This window comes from Sorangium sp. So ce363 (genome assembly GCF_051520435.1).
GTDB classification, from domain to species: Bacteria; Myxococcota_A; Polyangia; order Polyangiales; family Polyangiaceae; genus Sorangium; species Sorangium cellulosum_B.
The window spans coordinates 602,759-619,856 of the sequence record NZ_CP150333.1 but is presented as its reverse complement, the minus strand read 5'-3'; the positions used below and the strand labels follow the sequence as shown (position 1 = coordinate 619,856).

Annotated in this window: 11 protein-coding genes; 7 read left to right on the top strand and 4 right to left on the bottom strand. The window is 73.4% G+C overall.

Annotated features, from left to right (window positions below):
- Nucleotides 1–8: 8 nt before the first annotated feature.
- Together WMF12_RS02375 and WMF12_RS02370 are read right to left on the bottom strand one after the other, a co-directional pair.
- Nucleotides 9–1,571 carry a hypothetical protein gene (locus WMF12_RS02375; RefSeq protein WP_437862137.1) on the bottom strand — a complete coding sequence of 521 codons (1,563 nt, stop codon included), beginning with the start codon at nucleotides 1,569–1,571 and terminating at the stop codon, nucleotides 9–11.
- A 353-nt stretch (nucleotides 1,572–1,924) separates the two neighbouring features.
- Complete coding sequence (locus tag WMF12_RS02370) at nucleotides 1,925–3,082, bottom strand: zinc-dependent alcohol dehydrogenase (protein ID WP_437862127.1); 1,158 nt, start codon at nucleotides 3,080–3,082, stop codon at nucleotides 1,925–1,927.
- Between the two features lie 319 nt (nucleotides 3,083–3,401).
- Between WMF12_RS02370 and WMF12_RS02365 the strand changes: the two genes are divergently transcribed.
- The 3 genes from WMF12_RS02365 to WMF12_RS02355 all read left to right on the top strand — a co-directional run bounded on the left by WMF12_RS02365 (nucleotide 3,402) and on the right by WMF12_RS02355 (nucleotide 8,445).
- The gene (locus tag WMF12_RS02365) at nucleotides 3,402–4,289 is read left to right on the top strand and encodes a DUF58 domain-containing protein (RefSeq protein WP_437862094.1); all 888 of its coding nucleotides are present in this window, start codon (nucleotides 3,402–3,404) and stop codon (nucleotides 4,287–4,289) included.
- 1 nt (nucleotide 4,290) lies between these two features.
- Nucleotides 4,291–6,333 (top strand): vWA domain-containing protein, encoded by a 2,043-nt coding sequence (locus WMF12_RS02360; RefSeq protein WP_437862085.1) that lies wholly within the window; start codon nucleotides 4,291–4,293, stop codon nucleotides 6,331–6,333.
- 411 nt (nucleotides 6,334–6,744) lie between these two features.
- Entirely contained in the window at nucleotides 6,745–8,445 is a 1,701-nt protein-coding gene (locus tag WMF12_RS02355) for an FG-GAP repeat domain-containing protein (RefSeq protein ID WP_437862066.1), read from the top strand.
- Between the two features lie 171 nt (nucleotides 8,446–8,616).
- Here WMF12_RS02355 and WMF12_RS02350 read toward each other — a convergent pair whose 3' ends face one another.
- Together WMF12_RS02350 and WMF12_RS02345 are read right to left on the bottom strand one after the other, a co-directional pair.
- Nucleotides 8,617–9,216, bottom strand: a complete 600-nt coding sequence (locus WMF12_RS02350; protein WP_437862051.1) for a Uma2 family endonuclease — start codon at nucleotides 9,214–9,216, stop codon at nucleotides 8,617–8,619.
- Nucleotides 9,217–9,316: 100 nt separating this feature from the next.
- Nucleotides 9,317–10,462 carry a serine/threonine-protein kinase gene (locus WMF12_RS02345; RefSeq protein WP_437862034.1) on the bottom strand — a complete coding sequence of 382 codons (1,146 nt, stop codon included), beginning with the start codon at nucleotides 10,460–10,462 and terminating at the stop codon, nucleotides 9,317–9,319.
- A gap of 385 nt (nucleotides 10,463–10,847) precedes the next feature.
- On the opposite strand from WMF12_RS02345, the gene WMF12_RS02340 reads away from it, so the two are divergent.
- The 4 genes from WMF12_RS02340 to WMF12_RS02325 all read left to right on the top strand — a co-directional run bounded on the left by WMF12_RS02340 (nucleotide 10,848) and on the right by WMF12_RS02325 (nucleotide 16,869).
- Nucleotides 10,848–14,012, top strand: a complete 3,165-nt coding sequence (locus tag WMF12_RS02340; protein ID WP_437862017.1) for a VWA domain-containing protein — start codon at nucleotides 10,848–10,850, stop codon at nucleotides 14,010–14,012.
- A gap of 23 nt (nucleotides 14,013–14,035) precedes the next feature.
- Entirely contained in the window at nucleotides 14,036–15,091 is a 1,056-nt protein-coding gene (locus WMF12_RS02335) for an AraC family transcriptional regulator (RefSeq protein ID WP_437861999.1), read from the top strand.
- A gap of 75 nt (nucleotides 15,092–15,166) precedes the next feature.
- On the top strand, nucleotides 15,167–16,159 hold the full coding sequence (locus WMF12_RS02330) for an alpha/beta fold hydrolase (protein WP_437861968.1): 993 nt from the start codon (nucleotides 15,167–15,169) through the stop codon (nucleotides 16,157–16,159).
- Nucleotides 16,156–16,869, top strand: a complete 714-nt coding sequence (locus tag WMF12_RS02325; protein ID WP_437861954.1) for a hypothetical protein — start codon at nucleotides 16,156–16,158, stop codon at nucleotides 16,867–16,869. Before WMF12_RS02330 ends, WMF12_RS02325 begins: the two co-directional genes overlap by 4 nt.
- The last annotated feature ends 229 nt before the right edge of the window (nucleotides 16,870–17,098 follow it).

Here is a 17,098-nt window from a genome sequence, read left to right as displayed (position 1 = left end):
GTGACCTCCTACGGCGCCGCGGTGGCGGCGACCAAGACCGACTCGAGCAGGCGGGGTTGATCGACGGGAACGGTGAAGCACTCCGCGTCGCGCACGGGCATGTCGTCGGCGCGCACGAGGAAGACCGCGCCGGCGCCCTCGGCGAGCTCCGCGCTCTCGCCCGTCCGCAGCGAGACGACCCCGGAGATCCCCTCGCCGAGGAGCGACGCCTCGAGCGGCGCGACGAGGCTTCCGCACGCGTCGTGGAACGCGTCGCAGCCCGGGAGCGGCGAGAGTTCGGCCGAGAAATCGGCGGCCGGCAGCCGGCCCACCATCGACCAGCGGGCGAGCACGTTGCCTCGCAGCGCGAGCACGGCGTGCGTCGCGCTCTCGATGTGGATGCCGCGCGCGAAGGCGAGCTGGTCCCGCGGGAGCTCCGGGTACCTGCCGCCGTCGATCGCGACGGAGCTCACGCGGAGGACGTCGCCTTCGCTGAACGGGATCGCCTCGGCAGGAGCGCAGAGGAAGAAGGTGTCGCCGCGCTCGAGCGTGAGGGCATGACAGCCGTCCGGAGACGACGTCACGCCGGTGAGGACCCCTGCCCCGGGGACGGGCAGGGTCCAGTCGAGCCCGCTCCCCGTGGCGTACGCGCCGCACGCGCTCACGGGCGACGGCGTCTCGATAGGCGGCGCCGGGAACACCGCCGGGTGCTCGGCGAGCTCGAGCCTGGCCCCGGCACGCTGCAGCGCGATCATCCGATCCGGCTGCGGGTTCTCCGTCGACGTGACGAGCAGCTGCTCCGGAAACTCCGCCGCGGACCACGCGAGGAGCGTGAGGGGCAGCCCGTCGGCGTCGATCAGGGTTGCGTCGCACCCCGCGTTGCCCAGCGGCAGCGCGCGGCCGGGCGCGATGAGCCAGGTCTCGGCGTTCGCGAACAGATCGCGCGAGAGGGCGCTCGTCGGGTCGTCGAGCACGACGCCGCAGTCGACCCGCACCGACTCCCGCAGGCGCCGCACGCGGATGAGCTGCTCGGTCCCGGTCGTGTTGCCGATCACGAGCGACGCGAGCTCCTGCGGCTGCGGCGGCGCGCACCCCTCGGCCTCGCCGCACGGAGGCGGATCGTAGCTCGTGGCCACGCAGGACAGGCTGCCCGCCATCAGCGCCAGGCGGTGGGCGACCGGGCGCGCGGGCTCCGGCCGCGCCGTCGCCTCGGCGAGCACGCGGTACGAGGCGAGGAGGACCGGCAGCGCGATGAGGTCCGTCGGATCGACGGTGATCCGCCACGGGAGCGGCGTGAGCGCCATGAGCCCCTCGACCGCGCGGGCGGCCTCCGGAGCGAGCTTGATGGCCGAGAAGACGACGCCGATGACGACGTGCGCGCCGAGGAATCCCCGGCGCGAGGTCACGCGGAGCAGCGAGGCGAGGACCGCGGGCGCGACCAGGAGCCCCGCGAAGTCGCTGAGCTTCCCGGTCAACCACCCAGGGAGCACACCAGAGCCCTTGAGGGCGTGATCGTTGAGGACGAGGAGCGCCAGGGCTCCTAACCACAAGGGGTGAAGGAGCGTTCGAGTTGAGCGCAGATCTCGGGCCATCGGGAGCTCTCCTTCCGTGCGATCAGAGGCCATCGCGGGTGGCCGAGCAAGCGAGCGGGGCGCTCGCCGAGGTTCGGCCCCAAGCAAGCGCCATACCCTGAACAAACAAACATCAATTCAACCAATTACAACGCAACGCGGCCGCGCGCCCCTGACGCCGGTGTCAGGCGTCAGGGCTGCGGCGGGCGATGGTTCGCGTGTCCGCGGCGCCCGAGCCCCTGGGCCGCTCTCGAGCGCCGGATCGACCGGTGGAGCATCGCCCGCCGACGAGGGGCGTGGTGGCGGTGCTCGAAGGGCGGAGGGCGCATGACGGCGCGCCGGACGGGCGCCGGAGGGGCGATCGGCGCGCTACGTCAGGGCCTGAGGACGACCTTGACGCAGTCGTCGAGCTTCTTGTTGAAGATCTCGTAGCCTTGCGGGGCGCGCGAGAGCGGCAGGCGGTGGGTGATGATGTCGTCCGCCCGGAGGTGGCCGTCCTCGATGTGCTTGAGGATCCGGTCGATGTAGTTGTGCGCCAGCGCCTGGCCGGCGCGGAGCTTCAGGCCCTTGTCGAAGAGCTGGCCCAGCGGGAAGTTGTCGTAGGACACGCCGTAGACCCCCACGACCGGCACGACCCCGCCCCGGCGCACGGCGCTCATGGCGAGCCGGAGGGCCGATATCGTCCCGACCTGGCCGTGAAGGGCGCTGGAGGCCTTCTCGAGGAGGCCGCGGTGCGCCTCCATCCCGACCGCGTCGACGCACACGTCCGCGCCGCGCCCGCCCGTCATCGCGCGGATCGCCTCGACAGCGTCGACCTTGTCGACGTTGACGGTCTCGGCCTTGGCGACCTCGCGGGCCGTCTTCAGGCGGTACTCTTCGCGATCGACGCCGATGACGCGCGCCGCGCCGCGGAGCCAGGCGCACTTCATGGTGGCGAGGCCGACAGGCCCGCATCCGAACACGGCGACCGTCTCTCCACCCTTGAGCTCGGCCCACTCGATCGCCGTCCACCCGGTGGGGAGGATGTCGGTCGCGAAGAGGACCTGCTCGTCGGTGAGGCGCTCAGGCACCCTCCGTGGCCCGAAGTCGGCGTAAGGGACGCGCACGTACTCGGCCTGACCTCCGTCGTAACCGCCGTAGAGGTCCGTGTACCCGAAGAGGGCGCCGCCCTTGCCCTCGAGCGTGCCGCCCTCGGGGCCGTAGTGCTTGGGGTTGGAGCTCTCGCAATGGACGGGGAGCTCCGCCTGACAGAAGAAGCAACGCCCGCACGCGATGGGGAACGGGACAACGACCCTGTCGCCCTTCCGCAGCTTCGTGACCTGCGGGCCGATCTCCTCGACGACGCCCATGAACTCATGGCCGAGCACCATGGGCTTCGCCTGGGGAAAGAAGCCGTTGTAGATGTGCAGATCCGAGCCGCAGATCGCGGTCGCGGTGACGCGCACGATGACGTCGGTGGGCTCTTCGAGCCGGGGATCCGGGACGTCCTCGACGCGGACGTCCGAAGGTTTGTGGAAAACCAGGGCCTTCACGGTGCCTCCTTTCGGCTGACACATCGGTACGGGGCGCTCGGCGGCTCCACCGGCCGAGCCGGCGCACGGACAGCGGAACCACAGCGCTGGCTCGCATAAAGCGAGCCACGGAGCAGCGGCGCGCCCGCAGGCGGGGGCCCGTCAGCCACGGCGAGCGCGAACGGGGTGCCCTGCCCCACCGTGGCGGTCTGTCTCGACGCCGGGGAGCGACCGCGGCGACCACGGGCCGGGCGCGGCCGGCGCCCCTGCCGAGCGCGGGCCGCCGCTGCTCCGCGACCCCGCTGGCACCCCCGCCCGCGCCGATGTCTACTGCTCTCCGATGCTGCCCTCGTCCCCCGAGCCGCTCCTCGGCGCGAGCTTCGTCCGCGAGCTCGAGGTGCTCCAGCGGCGGCTCGAGATCCGCGCCCGCTCCGGCGGCGCCGGCGAGCACCTCGCGCGGCGCCGCGGCGGCTCGGCCGAGTTCAAGGAGCACCGGGCGTACGCGCCCGGCGACGACATGCGGCGGATCGACTGGGCCGCTTACGCCCGCACCGGGGAGCCGGTGCTCAAGCTGTTCCGCGCCGAGGAGGACGTCATCGCCCGCATCGTGTGCGACGCGTCGGCGTCCCTCGACTTCGGGGAGCCCACGAAGCTCGACGCGGCCCGCCGGCTCGCGGCCGCGATCGGCTACATGTCGCTCGCGCGCTCCGAGCGCGCGCAGCTCTTCGTGGCGGGCGACGGCATCGCCCGCGAGCACGCGCCGGTGCGCGGGCGCGCGGGGCTCGCCGCGCTCCTCCGCGCCCTCGACGGCGTGAGGGCCTCCGGCGGGACGCACCTCGCGCGCGCCATCGACGCCGTCGTGCGGCAGAGCGCGCGGCCAGGCCTCCTCTGCGTCGTCTCCGACTTCTTCGACCCCGGCCCGCTCACCGCCGCGCTCGGGCGCGCGGCGCAGGCCGGCCACGACGTCGCCGCCCTCCAGGTCGTCGCCGCCGACGAGCTCGAGCCGAGCTTCGAGGGTGACCTGACGCTCGAGGACGCCGAGACGGGGGCGCTCGTCGACGTGACCCTGGACGCCGCGGCCCTCGCCGCCTACGCGGCCCGCTTCGCCGGCCTGTGCGAGGCGCTGCGCGCGTTCGCCCGCCGCCACGGGGCGACGTACGTGCGAGCGCGGAGCGACGAGCCGCTCGAGGGCGCCGTCCGCCGCTTCGTCGCGAGGAGCGTCGACTGACGTGGCCGCCCCGCTCGCACAGGCCTCCGCGGGCGCCCCGCTCGCGCTGCTCTCGCCCGGCGGCCTGTGGCTGCTCGCGCTGCTCGGCCCGCTCGTCCTGCTCTACATCCTCAAGATCAAGCGGAGCCGCCGGCGCGTCCCCTCGACGTGGCTCTGGGCCGCCGCGCAGCGCGATCTCATGGCGCGCGCGCCCTTCAGGAAGCTCATCGCCCAGCTGCCGCTCGTGCTGCAGGCGCTCGCGCTCGCCCTCCTCGCGCTCGCCCTCGCCCGCCCCGCCTCGCGCGGGCGCGAGCTCACCGGCGATCACGTGGCGATCGTCCTCGACACGAGCGCCTCGATGTCCGCGGCCGCTCGAGGGCCGGCCGGCGAGGCGACGACGCGCGTCGAGCTCGCGAAGCAGCTCGCCAGGGACCTCCTCTCCGGCCTCGCCCCGGGCAGCGACGCGCTGATCGTCGAGGCGGGGCGCGACGCGCGCCTCGTCGCGGCGCTCGATCGCGATCTCGTCCGGCTCAAGGCGGCGATCGACCCCATCGCGGCGCGCGACGTCGAGGGCGACCTCGAGGCCGCGGTGGCGCTCGGGATCGACCGGCTCCGCCAGCTCGGAGGCGCCCGCCGGGTCGTCGCGATCACCGACGGCAATCTCGCCCGCCCCGCCTCGCTGCGCGGCGCGTCGCTGCCGGTGGAGGTCATCACGGTCGGTGATCCGGTCGACAACGCCGCCATCGTCCGCGTCGACGTGCGCTCCGGGAGCGCAGCGGTCGGCGCGAGCGGCGCGAGCGGCGCGGACGGCGAGCGATCGGAGCATCGCGAGGAGGTGCAGGCCTTCCTCGTGATCGCGAACTTCGGGGCGCAGCCGCGCGACGTGTACGTGACGATGCGGCAGGACAACGCGTCGGACGTGCTCGGCTCGCGGCGCGTGCTGGTCAAGCCGGGCGAGCGCCTCCCGGTCGTGCTCACGTTCCGCCCGTCGCCCGGCGACTACCGCAAGGGGCTCGTCTTCGAGCTCTCGCCGCGCGACGCGATGCCGCTCGACGACGTCGCCTACGGGCGCGTGCCGGCCGGCGACAAGCTCCCGGTGTTCCTCGCGTCGGCCGGCAAGGGCCAGGGCGGCGACGCCCAGGGCGCGCAGCCGGGGGCGCCCTCCGGCGGCTCCGTCTGGATCGAGCGGGCGCTCGCGTCCGATCCGATGACCTCCGTGACCTCGGGCGCGCTCGCGGACCTGCTCGGGAAGCCCGGGCTCGATCCCGACACGTTCGTGGTGATCGACGGCGCGTGCCCGCCCGATCCTCCGGGGGGCGATCTGCTGATCGTGAACCCGCCGCCCGGGCGCTGCGCCGGCACGCTCGTCGGGCAGACGCTCGAGCGCCCCACGCTCACGTCGTGGGACACGGCGGATCCGCGGCTGCGCTTCCTCACGCTGGACGGCGTGAACCTCCGCGTGGCCTCGTCCCTCAAGCCGGAGGCGGCGACGCAGGAGCTGATCCGCGCCCAGGAGGGCACGATCGCGACCGACATCTCCACCGCCTCGCGGACCGGCACGCTGCTCGGCTTCGACGTGGGCGAGAGCGACTGGCCGCTCAAGGCGTCGTTCGTGCTCTTCGTGCGCAACCTGCTCGAGCAGGCGCGCGCCCACCGCGCCCACGGCATCACCGGCCCCGCGCGCACCGGCGAGCCGCTGCGCGTGAGCGTCCCGGCGACGGCGCGGGACCTCCAGGCCATCGGCCCTGCGGGCGAGCGGCTCGAGGTCGCGCAGCGCGCCGGCGTCGCGGTGGTCGCGGAGACGCCCCGCGCCGGCTTCTACCGCCTCGCCTGGCAGGGACCGCAGGCCGGGTCCGTCGTCGTGCCGGCGAACCTCACGAGCGTCGCCGAGAGCGATCTCACGCCGAGGCCGCTCGCCGCGGAGGGAGGCGGCGAGGTCGCCGTCTCCAGCGCGGCGGGACAGCCGGACGCCCACGTCGAGTGGACCTGGTTGCTGGCGCTCGCGGCGCTCGGCTTCGTGGTCTTCGACGTCTGGTACTTCACGCGCGTGCCGATACGGTCGTGAGTTTCACGCGCGTGCCGATACGGTCGTGAACACGCTGCGGTTGCAGGAGCGCCATGTGCTCGGCGAGTTCGCCGATGCACGCGAATCACTGCTCGAGGGGCGGAACGCACCCCGAACGACGAACCACACCCTGCTCTGGACAACCACCCTCACAGCGACCCCGTGAGGCTCCCCTCGGGTGGACTCCCGTATCCACGGCTTTGAAGGTTCCTGGTAATCTCGATGAGCTTGGCTCCTGTCCTTTTCCACCGGCGGGCGTCGCCCGCGGGCGCATCCCCCGGAGGACCCATGGTTACCCAGCGCCGCCCGTGCCGTTCCGGTCGCGGATTCCCCACCGGACCTCAGCACCCGCCCCCTTCGCCGTGGGCCGCGCGCACCGGCCTGGGTGCGTGGCCTCTCGGCAGCGCGGCGTTGCTCCTCACGCTGCTCGCGGCGGCATGCGCCGGGGGCGAGATCGGGGGTGGCGCGAGCGGCGGCAGCACGGGCGGCACGCGCAACCCGATCTGCGAGGTGGGGACGAGCGCCGGCGAGGTGCAGGCGCCCGAGCACCGGATGGTCCTGCCCGGGCAGACGAGCTGGTACGCGTCGCCGGTGGTGATGGACCTCGACGGCGACGGTCGGAACGAGCTCATCGCCGCTTACTATGCGCTCTTCGTCTTCGACTCGAACGGGAAGGAGATCGATCGCGCCGAGGCCGGGGAGGACCGGGTTTACGCGCCGCACGTGGTCGCCGACCTCGAGGGCGACGGGGCGATCGACATCGTTTATGGCAACGGTCCTCAGGTCTTCGCATTCGAATGGAACAACGGGCTCGCGCTGAAGGCCGGGTGGCCGGCGGACACCACCACGGCCGGCAGCGCCCCCGAGGTGCGCGGGCTCGCCGCGGCGGATCTCGACGGCGACGGCACCATCGAGGTGGTGGCGACGACGACCCAGACCGCGAGCACCGAGGACGGCGGCGCGCAGGTCTTCGTCTTCAGCGCGGATGGGTCGCTCTATCGACCCGCGCCCGGGGGCGCCGCCTTCGCGGCCTGGCCTCGGTACAACAACCAGAGCGGCCCGGGGAACGACGCCGATCGCAACGGCATGGGGCACTCCGGGTTCGGGTGTTATGGGCTCAACGTCGGCATCGGCGACATCGACGACGACCCGGAGCTCGAGATCCTGGCCACCTACGACAACCACCACATCCAGGCGTTCAACCACGACGGCGTGGCGGTCGACGCCGCGCCGTATTTCAAGAATCGCGACGAGGCGTTCGCCGACCAGCCGCTGACCTGGGGCCAGTTCATCCGCTGGGCGGACCCGAAGGTGGAGGGCGAGCATTATCATCTCCATGCCGGGACGTGGCCGCACCCGAGCTCCGCCGAGTGGCTGCAATGGACCGCGTCGCCGCCGAACGTGGTCGATCTCGACGGGGACGGGCGGAACGAGGTCGTCGGCGTACCGAACGTCGAGATGCACGAGCCCTACGAGACGCAGGCTTATGCGGTGATGGTGCTCGAGGGCGCGCACGGCGACGGCAGCCGATCGGCGATGCGCAAGCCCGGGTGGGAGACGCTCCCGCGCGGCGAGAGGCCGCTCGAAATCGACGGTTATTACCCGCCCAACGGCGTGCCCTCGCCGACGACGGTGAACATCCAGGGGGACGCGCGGCCCGAGATCATCGTGCCGATGAACGACGGCTACCTCTATGCGTTCGGCCCCGATGCGTCGCTCCTGTGGCGATACGACTACATGCACGGCAAATCGATCCTGTTCGCGACCGAGGCCACCGTGGCCGACCTGAACCAGGATGGATCACCCGAGGTCTTGCTGGCGACCTACGGCGCTCCCGACGTGCTCGACTCCGGCAACCTCGTGATCCTCGGCGCGAACGGCGCGGTCCTGCACGACGTGCCCCTGCCGAACCCCGGCAGCAACGGCAACGGCAACGGCGCGCCCGCCTCGCCGGCGGTGGGTGATCTCGACGGAGACGGGCAGCTCGAGGTCTTCGTGCAGACCTTCGAGCATGGGATGGATGTCTTCACGATCCCGGGATCGGCGGCGAATTGCATGCTCTGGCCCACCTCGCGAGGTGGCCCGCTGCGCACGGGTCAGCCCTCGCGGTGACCCGCGCTCGCATGACGGACGGGAGGCCGTGAGCGGCGCGCTGGCTCGCGGCGGTCCGGGCGGAGCGAGCCAGGGCGGTCGCCGCGCCCTCCTGACCTGCCGCAGGCGGGCTCCATGGCCCGATCGGCTCGACCACGAGGCGAGCGCAGTCCGCCTCGGTGAGCTGACGCCTCAGGGCGCGTCGCTCTCGTCCTCGTCGAGCCCTTCCCACCACTCGGCCAGGTCGATCTCGACGTCCTCGAACGGCGCCGCGCGCACCTTCTCGTCTCGCCCATGCAGCCCCAGCTCGACCCACCGCCCGTTCTCGAGCTGGCTGACCAGCAACGTTCGCCGGACGGGATCCACGTACCAGAGGTGAGGCACGCCGATCTCGGCGTAGAAGCGGCGCTTCACGAGGTTGTCGTAGCTCGCCGTGCGCGGCGAGAGGATCTCGCAGCACCAGTCGGGAACGAGGGAGATGGGTTCCGCGGGCCGCGGCGGCGCGGGCATGCGCGCGCGGCGCCAGCCCGCGACGTCGGGCGATATCTCCGGCGCGCGCTCGATCTGGATGCCAGGCTCGGAGAGGATCCACCACCCTCCCGGACCGCCCCTGCCCCGCTGGTAGGGGTTCTTGAGGTCGGCCGTGATCAGGTCCTCGATGTTCGCGTGAACGAAGCGGGGACGCGGAAAGGCGTACAGCGTGCCGTCGATGATCTCGCCCCGCCAGCCGGGCGGCAGCTCGTCGAGATCGGCGAGCGTGGCGGACCGGACGAGCTTCTCGGCGAGGTTCATGCGCGGCCTGTCGCCAGCGTACACCGCCGCCACTCCCGCCGCTCGACCCGCGTCGCGCTCGCTGCCACCAGGCGAACGCCGACCGCTTCAGGGGGCTCTCTCAAGGGCAGGCCGTCTGCTCGCCGTGTGGCCGGCCCCGGTGCACCCGGTACACCCGGCGGCGCGACGACCACCGGCGGCTCGGCCGGCTCCGCTCCTCCACCCAGGATACGCGCGGCGTCGAGCCATTGCCCGCAGGCACACAGGGCTCCTCGCAAGGAAGCCACTCCCCCTGGAGCGATACGCCGCGCGCGTCCTCCAGGACGCCCCGCGCCCTTAGCCACGCGGCGAGCGCCTCGCCGAGCTCGCGCATGCTCGACCAGCGCGAGGACGGCTCCTTCCGCAGCCCGCGCTCCACGATCGCCCAGAGATCCGCGTCGAGGCCGCACGTGTCGACGAGCGACGGCACCGCGTCCTGCAGCACCGCCCGCAGGCCGTCCAGCGCGTTCCTTGACGAGAACGGGGGCCGGCCCGACAGGAGCTCGTACAGCATCGCGCAGAGCGACCAGATATCGGCGCGGCGATCGATGTCAGGGACGGCGAGCACCTGCTCCGGCGGCATGTAGTCGGGGGTGCCGAAGACCTCGAAGCTCGCCGACGCCTGGCTCGCCTCGCGCTCGGAGACGATCTTCGCGACGCCGAAATCGACGATCTTCGGCTGGAGCCGGCCGCCGCCGCGGCGCACCAGCATCACGTTGTCCGGCTTGAGGTCGCGGTGGACGACCCCCTTCTCGTGCACCGCGTGCATCGCGCCCGCGACCGGGAGGAGCAGCGCGATCGCCCGCTCCGGCGTCATCGCCGCCTCGCGCGAGAGCGCGCTCCGCAGCGACTCGCCCTCGATGAGCTCCATCACCAGGTAAGGGTCCCCCGCCGCGGTCTCGCCGAGGTCGAAGATCCGGACGACCTCCGCGTGGTTCAGCCGGCCGGCGGCGCGCGCCTCGCGGACGAAGTACTCCGCGAGCTCCGGCGACCGGAGCTCGGGCCGCATCAGCTTGATCGCGACCTCCGACCCGAGCGCCACGTGCGTCGCGATCCAGACCGTGCCCATCGCCCCCTCCCCGATCCTGCGGACCAGCCGGTACTTGCCCGCGATGAGATCCCCCTCCTGGCAGTGCACGCTGCGCGCGGGCTCGCCGAGGCCCTCGTCGAGATCCCACGCGCCGCCGCCCGTGCCGTTCCAGGTGTCCGTGGTCTCGATGCGCGACATGATCTCTCCTGCGCCGACTGCGCGGCCTCGCCGCGCCCATGACCCGCGCTCAAGCAGACTGCGTGCCATCCCTGACAAACATGGAAAGGTGCTCCGATGCGCCGGAGCGCCCCATGAAACCCGCTCGACACCGACAGAGACGCCCCACGGCGTCGCCGATGGGGCACTCGGCCACACCCGCCGAAGCGGCGTCCCCGGGCCCGCGCAAAGATGATTTACTGCGGCTCCCCCGCATGCGGACCGAACGGAGGTTTCCCTGATCCCGGCGGCCGCGCTGCGCGCCCTCCCCTACGCCGCCACGCTCGCCGGCGCGCTCGTCTTCGCCGCGCTGCTGCGCCTCGCCCTCCGGCGCGGCGCGCTCCGCCGCCCGATCCTGCTCGGCTGGATGGTGGCAGGCGCGCTGCCGGCGCTCTACGTGGGCCTCGTCTGGTGCGGCCTGCTCCCGGACGCCTATCTCCGGCTCGCGCGGCCCTGGGGCGCGCTGCTCGCGCTGGGCGCCACGTCGTTCATCGCGCTCCGGTACCTCGCGCTCGCGCTCGCCTCGGCGCACGCCCGCCGGCAGGGGGCGTGGCGCTCGCGGCTCGGCGACTCCCTCGCCCCCTTCGCCGCGTTCGCCGCGGCCATGGCCGTGGCCGGGCCAGAGCTTGGCCGGCCACTCGACCGGCTCACCGTCCTGGTCGCAATCGATCGCAGCCGCTCGATCGACCTCGTACCGAGCGCCGACCGGCGTGTCGCGCAGGAGCTCTCCGTCGCCGAGCTCGGCATGCGCGAGGACGATCGGATCGCCACCATCGCGTTCGCCGCGGGCGCGGCGACCGAGGATCCGCCGCGCCCGCGCTCGCAGCTCGCGGCCCCGCAGCGGGTCGCGCTCGGCCGGGACGGGACGGACCTCGCCGCCGGCATCCGGCGCGCGCTCGCCGAGGTGCCGCCGGACTCCGCGGCGCGCGTCGTGCTGCTCAGCGACGGCGTCGCGACCCGCGGCGACACGATGGCCGCGGCCGCCGCCGCCGTCGCCGCCGGCCTCCCGGTCGACGTGATCCCGCTGGAGCAGCGGCTCGTCCCCGACGTCCGCGTGGTCGCCCTCCGCGCGCCCGCGCGGGCCGACGAGGGCGAGGCGCTCGATCTGCGGCTCGTCACCTCGTCCCCGTCGCCGGCCGAGGTCGAGATCCGCCTCCGCCGCGACGGCGAGCTCATCGCCCGCACCGAGGCCTCGATCGCCGCGGGGGAAGACGTGCTGCGCATCCGGGAGAAGGCGCCGGGGCCCGGGCTGCACCGCTACGACGTCGAGATCACCGCGAAGGATCCGAGGCTCGACGAGGCCGCCGAGGACAACGCGGCGAGCGCGTTCCTGCGCGTCCGCGGGGCCGCGGCGGCCCTCGTGCTGGAGGGCGACGCCGGGCAGAGCGCGTTCATCGCGCGGGCGCTCGCGGACGGCGCGTTCCGCGTGGACGAGGGCGGCCTGAGCCGCGTCCCCGCCGATCTCGGGGAGCTCGCCGGCTACGACGTCGTGGTGCTCAGCGACATCCGCGCGTCGGATCTCTCGCCAGGCCAGATCGACGCGCTCGCGAGCTACGTCCGCGATCTCGGCGGCGGGCTCCTCCTGATGGGCGGCGATCGGAGCATGGGGCCGGGCGGCTACGCGCGGACGCCGCTCGAGGAGATCTCGCCCGTCGCGTTCGACCTGAAGCAGGAGCGGCGGCGGGCGAGCCTGGCCGAGGTGATCGGCATCGACATCTCCGGGTCGATGGCGGCGACCGCCGGCGCCCACACGAAGCTCGAGCTCGCCAACGAGGCCGCCGCCCGGTCGGCCTCGCTGCTCGGCCCCGGCGATCGGATCGGCGTCGCGCACGTCGACACGGCGGTGCGGTGGAGCGTGCCGCTCGGGCCGGTCGCGGACGGCGCCGCGATCGAGAAGGCGATCCGCGCCGTGGGCCCGGGCGGCGGCGGCATCTACGTCGACATCACCCTCGAGGCGGCCTACCAGGCGCTCGACCGGGACACCTCGAGCCTGAAGCACGTGCTGCTCTTCGCCGACGGGTCGGACGCGGAGAACATGGGGCCGTGCCGCGCGATGGTGGAGGCGGCGATGCGCCGCGGGACGACGACGAGCGTCGTGGCGCTGGGCCAGGGCAGCGACGTGCCGGAGCTCGAGGCGCTGTCGCGCATCGGCGGCGGCCGCTTCTACCTCGTCGAGGACGCCACGCGGCTGCCCGCGGTGTTCACGCAGGAGACGATCATGGCGGCGAAGAGCGCGATCGTGGAGGAGCCTTTCCACGTCGCGCTGGGCGCGCCGTCGTCGATCACCGCCGGCGTGCCGTTCGGCGAGGCGCCGCCGCTCGGGGGCTACGTGGTGACGGTCGCCAAGAGCCGGTCCACGGTGCTGCTGTCCGGGCCGGAGGGCGATCCGGTGCTCGCCGTGTGGTCGGCGGGGCTCGGCCGGGCCGCCGCGTTCACGAGCGATCTCAAGGGCCGCTGGGGCGCCGCGTGGACGCGCTGGCCCGGCGCGGCGCGGATGATCGCGCAGGCCGCGCGCGACGTGACGCGCAAGGAGGAGGATCCGCGCGTGCGCCTGGAAGCGGACGCGTCGGGCGGCGAGCTGTCGGTGCGGGCGAGCGTGATCGGCGACGACGGGCGTGCGCAGTCGTTCCGCCGGCTGGTCGTGCACGTCGCGGGGCCCGACGGCTTCTCGCGAGAGCTCCCGCTGGAGGCGACGGGCGCGGGCGCGTACACGGCGAAGCTGCCGCTGTCGCGGCCGGGGACCTACGTGGCGGTGGCCCGGGACGAGCTCACGGGGGAGGCGGTCGGGACCACGGGGGCGGCGATGACCGCCGGCGAGGAGCTGCGCCCGACGGGCAGCGATCTGTCGCTGCTCCGGCGGATCGCGGAGTTCACCGGGGGCAAGCGGCGCGACACGCTCGCGGGCATCTTCGAGGATCGGGCCTCGAAGCGGTTCGCGTACCGGGACGCGACGCCGAGCCTGGTGTTCTTCGCCGCGCTCGCGCTGCTGCTCGCGGTGGCGGCGCGGCGGCTCGCGCTGCCGGAAGCGGCGGCGGCGTGGCTCGCGCGGGCGGGAGAGCGGCTCCGCGCGGCGCGGTGGGGAGCCGCCGCGGAGCCGGCCGCCGCGGGCGCGACCGTGGGGGCGCTGCTGTCGGCGCGGGAGCGGGGGCGCGAGCGGCGCGAGGGCGCGCAGGCGGGACAGGCGCTGCGCGATGACGGGCGCGGCGGGGGCGAGCCGGCGCGGGCGCCGACGCAGCCGGGGCAGACGGCAGCGCAGCCGGCGTGGACGGCGCCCACGCGGAGGCCAGCGCAGGCGGGATGGAGGGCGCCGCCCGAGGGGCCCGCGCACCCGGGATCCGCGGGGCCCGAGCAGGCGGGATGGCCGGCAGACCAGGCAGCCGCGCGGCCGGAGCAGCGCGGAGCGGCCGCAGCGCCGGCGGCGGGGCGAGCCACGCACGAGACCGCGGCGCCCGCAGACCGCGAGGCGGCGCGCGAGGGGCGGCCGCTCACCGCGGCGGAGAAGATCCTGGCGCGCCGCCGCGGGCGGCAGTGAAAGTGTCGCGCAGGCCCCGCCTCGTGAGCTCTCGTCGGGGGCTCGACCCGCTCGTGAAGGCGGAGGGCGAGCGCACGCTGAGCGTCGGCGTGAAGGCGCTGCGGAGCGTGCTCGGGGCCGCGGAGGCTGCCGGGATCGACGGGAGCTCGCTCGCCCGAGCGCACGGGCTCACGCCGGAGGAGCTGCGCAACCCCGACTTCCGGCTCTCCTATCGCCGGTGGATCGCGCTCTGGGACGATGTCGTCGAGAGGGCCGGCGATCCGGGCGTCGGGCTCCGCGCCGCGGAGGCGCTCTCGATCGGTCACTGGGATGTGATGGACTACGTCGTCGCGTCGAGCGACACGGTGGGCGACGCCTTCCAGAGGTTCTCGCGGCACTTCGCCGTCATCAGCACGGCCGTGCGCCATGTCCTTCACGTCGATCGCACGGAGGCCCGGCTCGTCCGGGAGCACGTCCCCGGCGCGGCCCCGCACCGGGTCGCGACCGAGTTCGGCTTCGCGAACATCGTCCTTCGCTTCCGCGCGCTCGCCGTCACGCCGTGGTCGCCTTCCTCGATCCAGTTCCGTCACCCGCGCTGCGCCGAGCTCGAGGCGTACACCCGGATCTTCGCTTGCCCGGTTCGATTTCGAGCGCCCGGCGACGCGATCGTCCTCCCGCGCGCGGCGCTCGCGACGCCGATGAAAGGGGCCGCCCCCGAGCTCTGTGCCGTCCTCGAGCGCCACGCCGCCCTCCTCGTGCAAAAGCTCCCGCCCGCCCACGCGAGCCTCGTGGAGCGCGCGCGGCACGCGCTCGCCCTCGAGCTGCACGGCGGTGCTCCCAAGCTGGCGACGGTGGCGAAGCGGCTCGGGCTGAGCGCGCGCACGCTGCAACGACGCCTCTCGGAGGACGGTTTTCCCTTCCGAGCGCTCGTCGAGAAGACCCGCGAAGAGCTCGCGCTGCGCTACCTGGAGGATCCCGCCATCGGGCTCGCGGAGATCGGCTCGCTGGTGGGCTTCTCCGATGTGAGCGCGTTCTACAAGGCCTTCCGGCGGTGGACGGGGAGCACGCCGGGCCAGCTCCGCGGGCGCTCCGTGGCGTAGCCGAGGGCGCCGCCGGACAATCGATTGGCGCGGCGGCACAATGCCGGGGGCGGCCCGGGTTCGTACGCTTCGGTCATGCGCTCCTTCGCCCGCCGCTCTTGTCTCGCTTGCCTCGCGTGCCTCGTGCTCGCCTCGGGCTGCCTGGATCCGGACGCGCCTGGAAACCTCGTCCCGAGGACGGTCGCGGAGGACGACACGCTACCTCGCTTCACCCTCCGCGACGGCGCCCTCATTCACCTTCGCACGCAAGGGGATCCGGAGAACCCCACCCTCATCACGCTGCACGGCGGCCCCGGCGGCGACATGCGCGGCATGCTCGGCCTCGGCGCGCTCTCCGAGCGGTACTTCGTCGTCCACTGGGATCAGCGAGGCACCGGTCTCTCGGAGCGCGTCCCTTCATCGGACTTCACCGCCGAGACGTACGCGGCGGATCTCCACGAGCTCGTCCAGCACTTCTCCCCCGACGCGCCGGTCACGCTGTTCGGGCATTCGTGGGGCGCCATGTACGCGGCCCTCTATATCCAGAGGCACCCCGACCGCGTCGGAGAGGCCGTCCTCAGCGAGCCGGGCTTCCTGAACGCGGCGATCGCGAACGAGACCGAGCTCTTCACGTTCGGCCTCACCGCCGAGGGGCTGAACGATCTCGGTTGGTCGGAATGGGCCATGAGCCCCGACGGAGACGCGCGCGCAGACTTCCTCCTCTCGCTGGGACAGGGCTGGTCGCAGCCAGGGTATTACGAAGACCCGGACGACCCCGACAACTTCAAGGCCTTCCGCCTGGGCGCGCGCGCGATGCGGGACCTGCAGAGCTCGGCGAAGACGGACGGAGAGTGGGACTTCGATTTCTCTTCCGGCCTCGACCGCTTCTGCAAGCCGGTGACCCTGATCGGAACGACGATCAACACCGTCATCGGGTTCGAGCAACAGGAGAGCCGCCACGCCCCTCTTTTTTGCGACGTCGAGCTCGTCCGCATCGAAGGCGAAGACCACGGCTGGGTGAACAAGCACCCCGATCGTGTCATGGAGGTCCTGCGCGCCCATCTCGGCGCATACGAGGGGGCGAGATGAGGGCCGTCGCCCTCGCCACGGCGATCGCCGCGACGGCGGTCTCCGCGGTCGCGTCGGCCGCGCCCATCAGCGGGTATCAAGGGGAGCGAGAGAACGCGACGCACGTCAATCTCGGATGGAACTCCGCGCCCGCTCTGGAGCTCGCCTACGGGCGGGCGATTCCGGTGGAACGGCTCGTGCGCCGCCTCGACCTCGAGATCGGGCTGACGCTGCCGGTCTTCCTCGTGCCGGCGCTCGACTCCTTCCGCCTGGAGCCGGCGGCGCGCGCGACGCTCTTGCAGCACGGCGGCTGGGGGCTCGCCGGGCGCCTGGGGCTGCCGGTGCAGACGGGCGACAACCAGACGTTTCGGTTCGTGAGCGTGGGCGCGCACCCCGGGCTCGCAGGCGGGTATTTCCAGCGCGGCTGGTTCATCGCGCTGGAGGTGGAGTACACGGCGATCCTGAGCACGTACATCGCGGCGAGCGGTCGCGCGCGCGCGACCTACGAGGGCATTCGCGACGGCTTTTACGCGCCCACGGGGGGCTACCTCGACGCGAGCCTCGCGTTCGGGTTGTCGATCGGCTCGAGCGTCGAGCTCGGGCTGCGCGCGGGCTATCGCTCCACCCACGGCCTCGAGCCGCCCCCGCTCGTCCCCTTCCGCGCCGAACTGGGCGTGTCCTACGCGTTCGGAACCTCGGCGGCGGCGCCGCCCCGAGAGATCACGCAGTAGCGTGGCGCACGGGTGGCCCTCTCCCGCTCGCCTGTGACATGGATTCTCGGCGGGCGCGAGGCGGACACGACGTCGAGGGAGACCGTGTGCTTGCGGCGGGTACAGACCGGGGGCCTGGGTTACAAAGTTGACCGGGACCCTAGGTGACAGATCTGACCGGGAGCCTAGGTAACAGGCTCCCGGTCTGTACCCAGCACCAGGCGCAGCTCGCGAGCAAGGCCTATGGCCC

Bases quoted from the DNA above. Each gene is read 5' to 3' on its own strand.
- WMF12_RS02325 (WP_437861954.1), top strand. From the start codon at position 16,156: ATGAGGGCCGTCGCCCTCGCCACGGCGATCGCCGCGACGGCGGTCTCC.
- WMF12_RS02345 (WP_437862034.1), bottom strand. From the start codon at position 10,462: ATGTCGCGCATCGAGACCACGGACACCTGGAACGGCACGGGCGGCGGC.
- WMF12_RS02375 (WP_437862137.1), bottom strand. From the start codon at position 1,571: ATGGCCCGAGATCTGCGCTCAACTCGAACGCTCCTTCACCCCTTGTGG.
- WMF12_RS02340 (WP_437862017.1), top strand. From the start codon at position 10,848: ATGGTGGCAGGCGCGCTGCCGGCGCTCTACGTGGGCCTCGTCTGGTGC.
- WMF12_RS02350 (WP_437862051.1), bottom strand. From the start codon at position 9,216: ATGAACCTCGCCGAGAAGCTCGTCCGGTCCGCCACGCTCGCCGATCTC.
- WMF12_RS02330 (WP_437861968.1), top strand. From the start codon at position 15,167: ATGCGCTCCTTCGCCCGCCGCTCTTGTCTCGCTTGCCTCGCGTGCCTC.
- WMF12_RS02365 (WP_437862094.1), top strand. From the start codon at position 3,402: ATGCTGCCCTCGTCCCCCGAGCCGCTCCTCGGCGCGAGCTTCGTCCGC.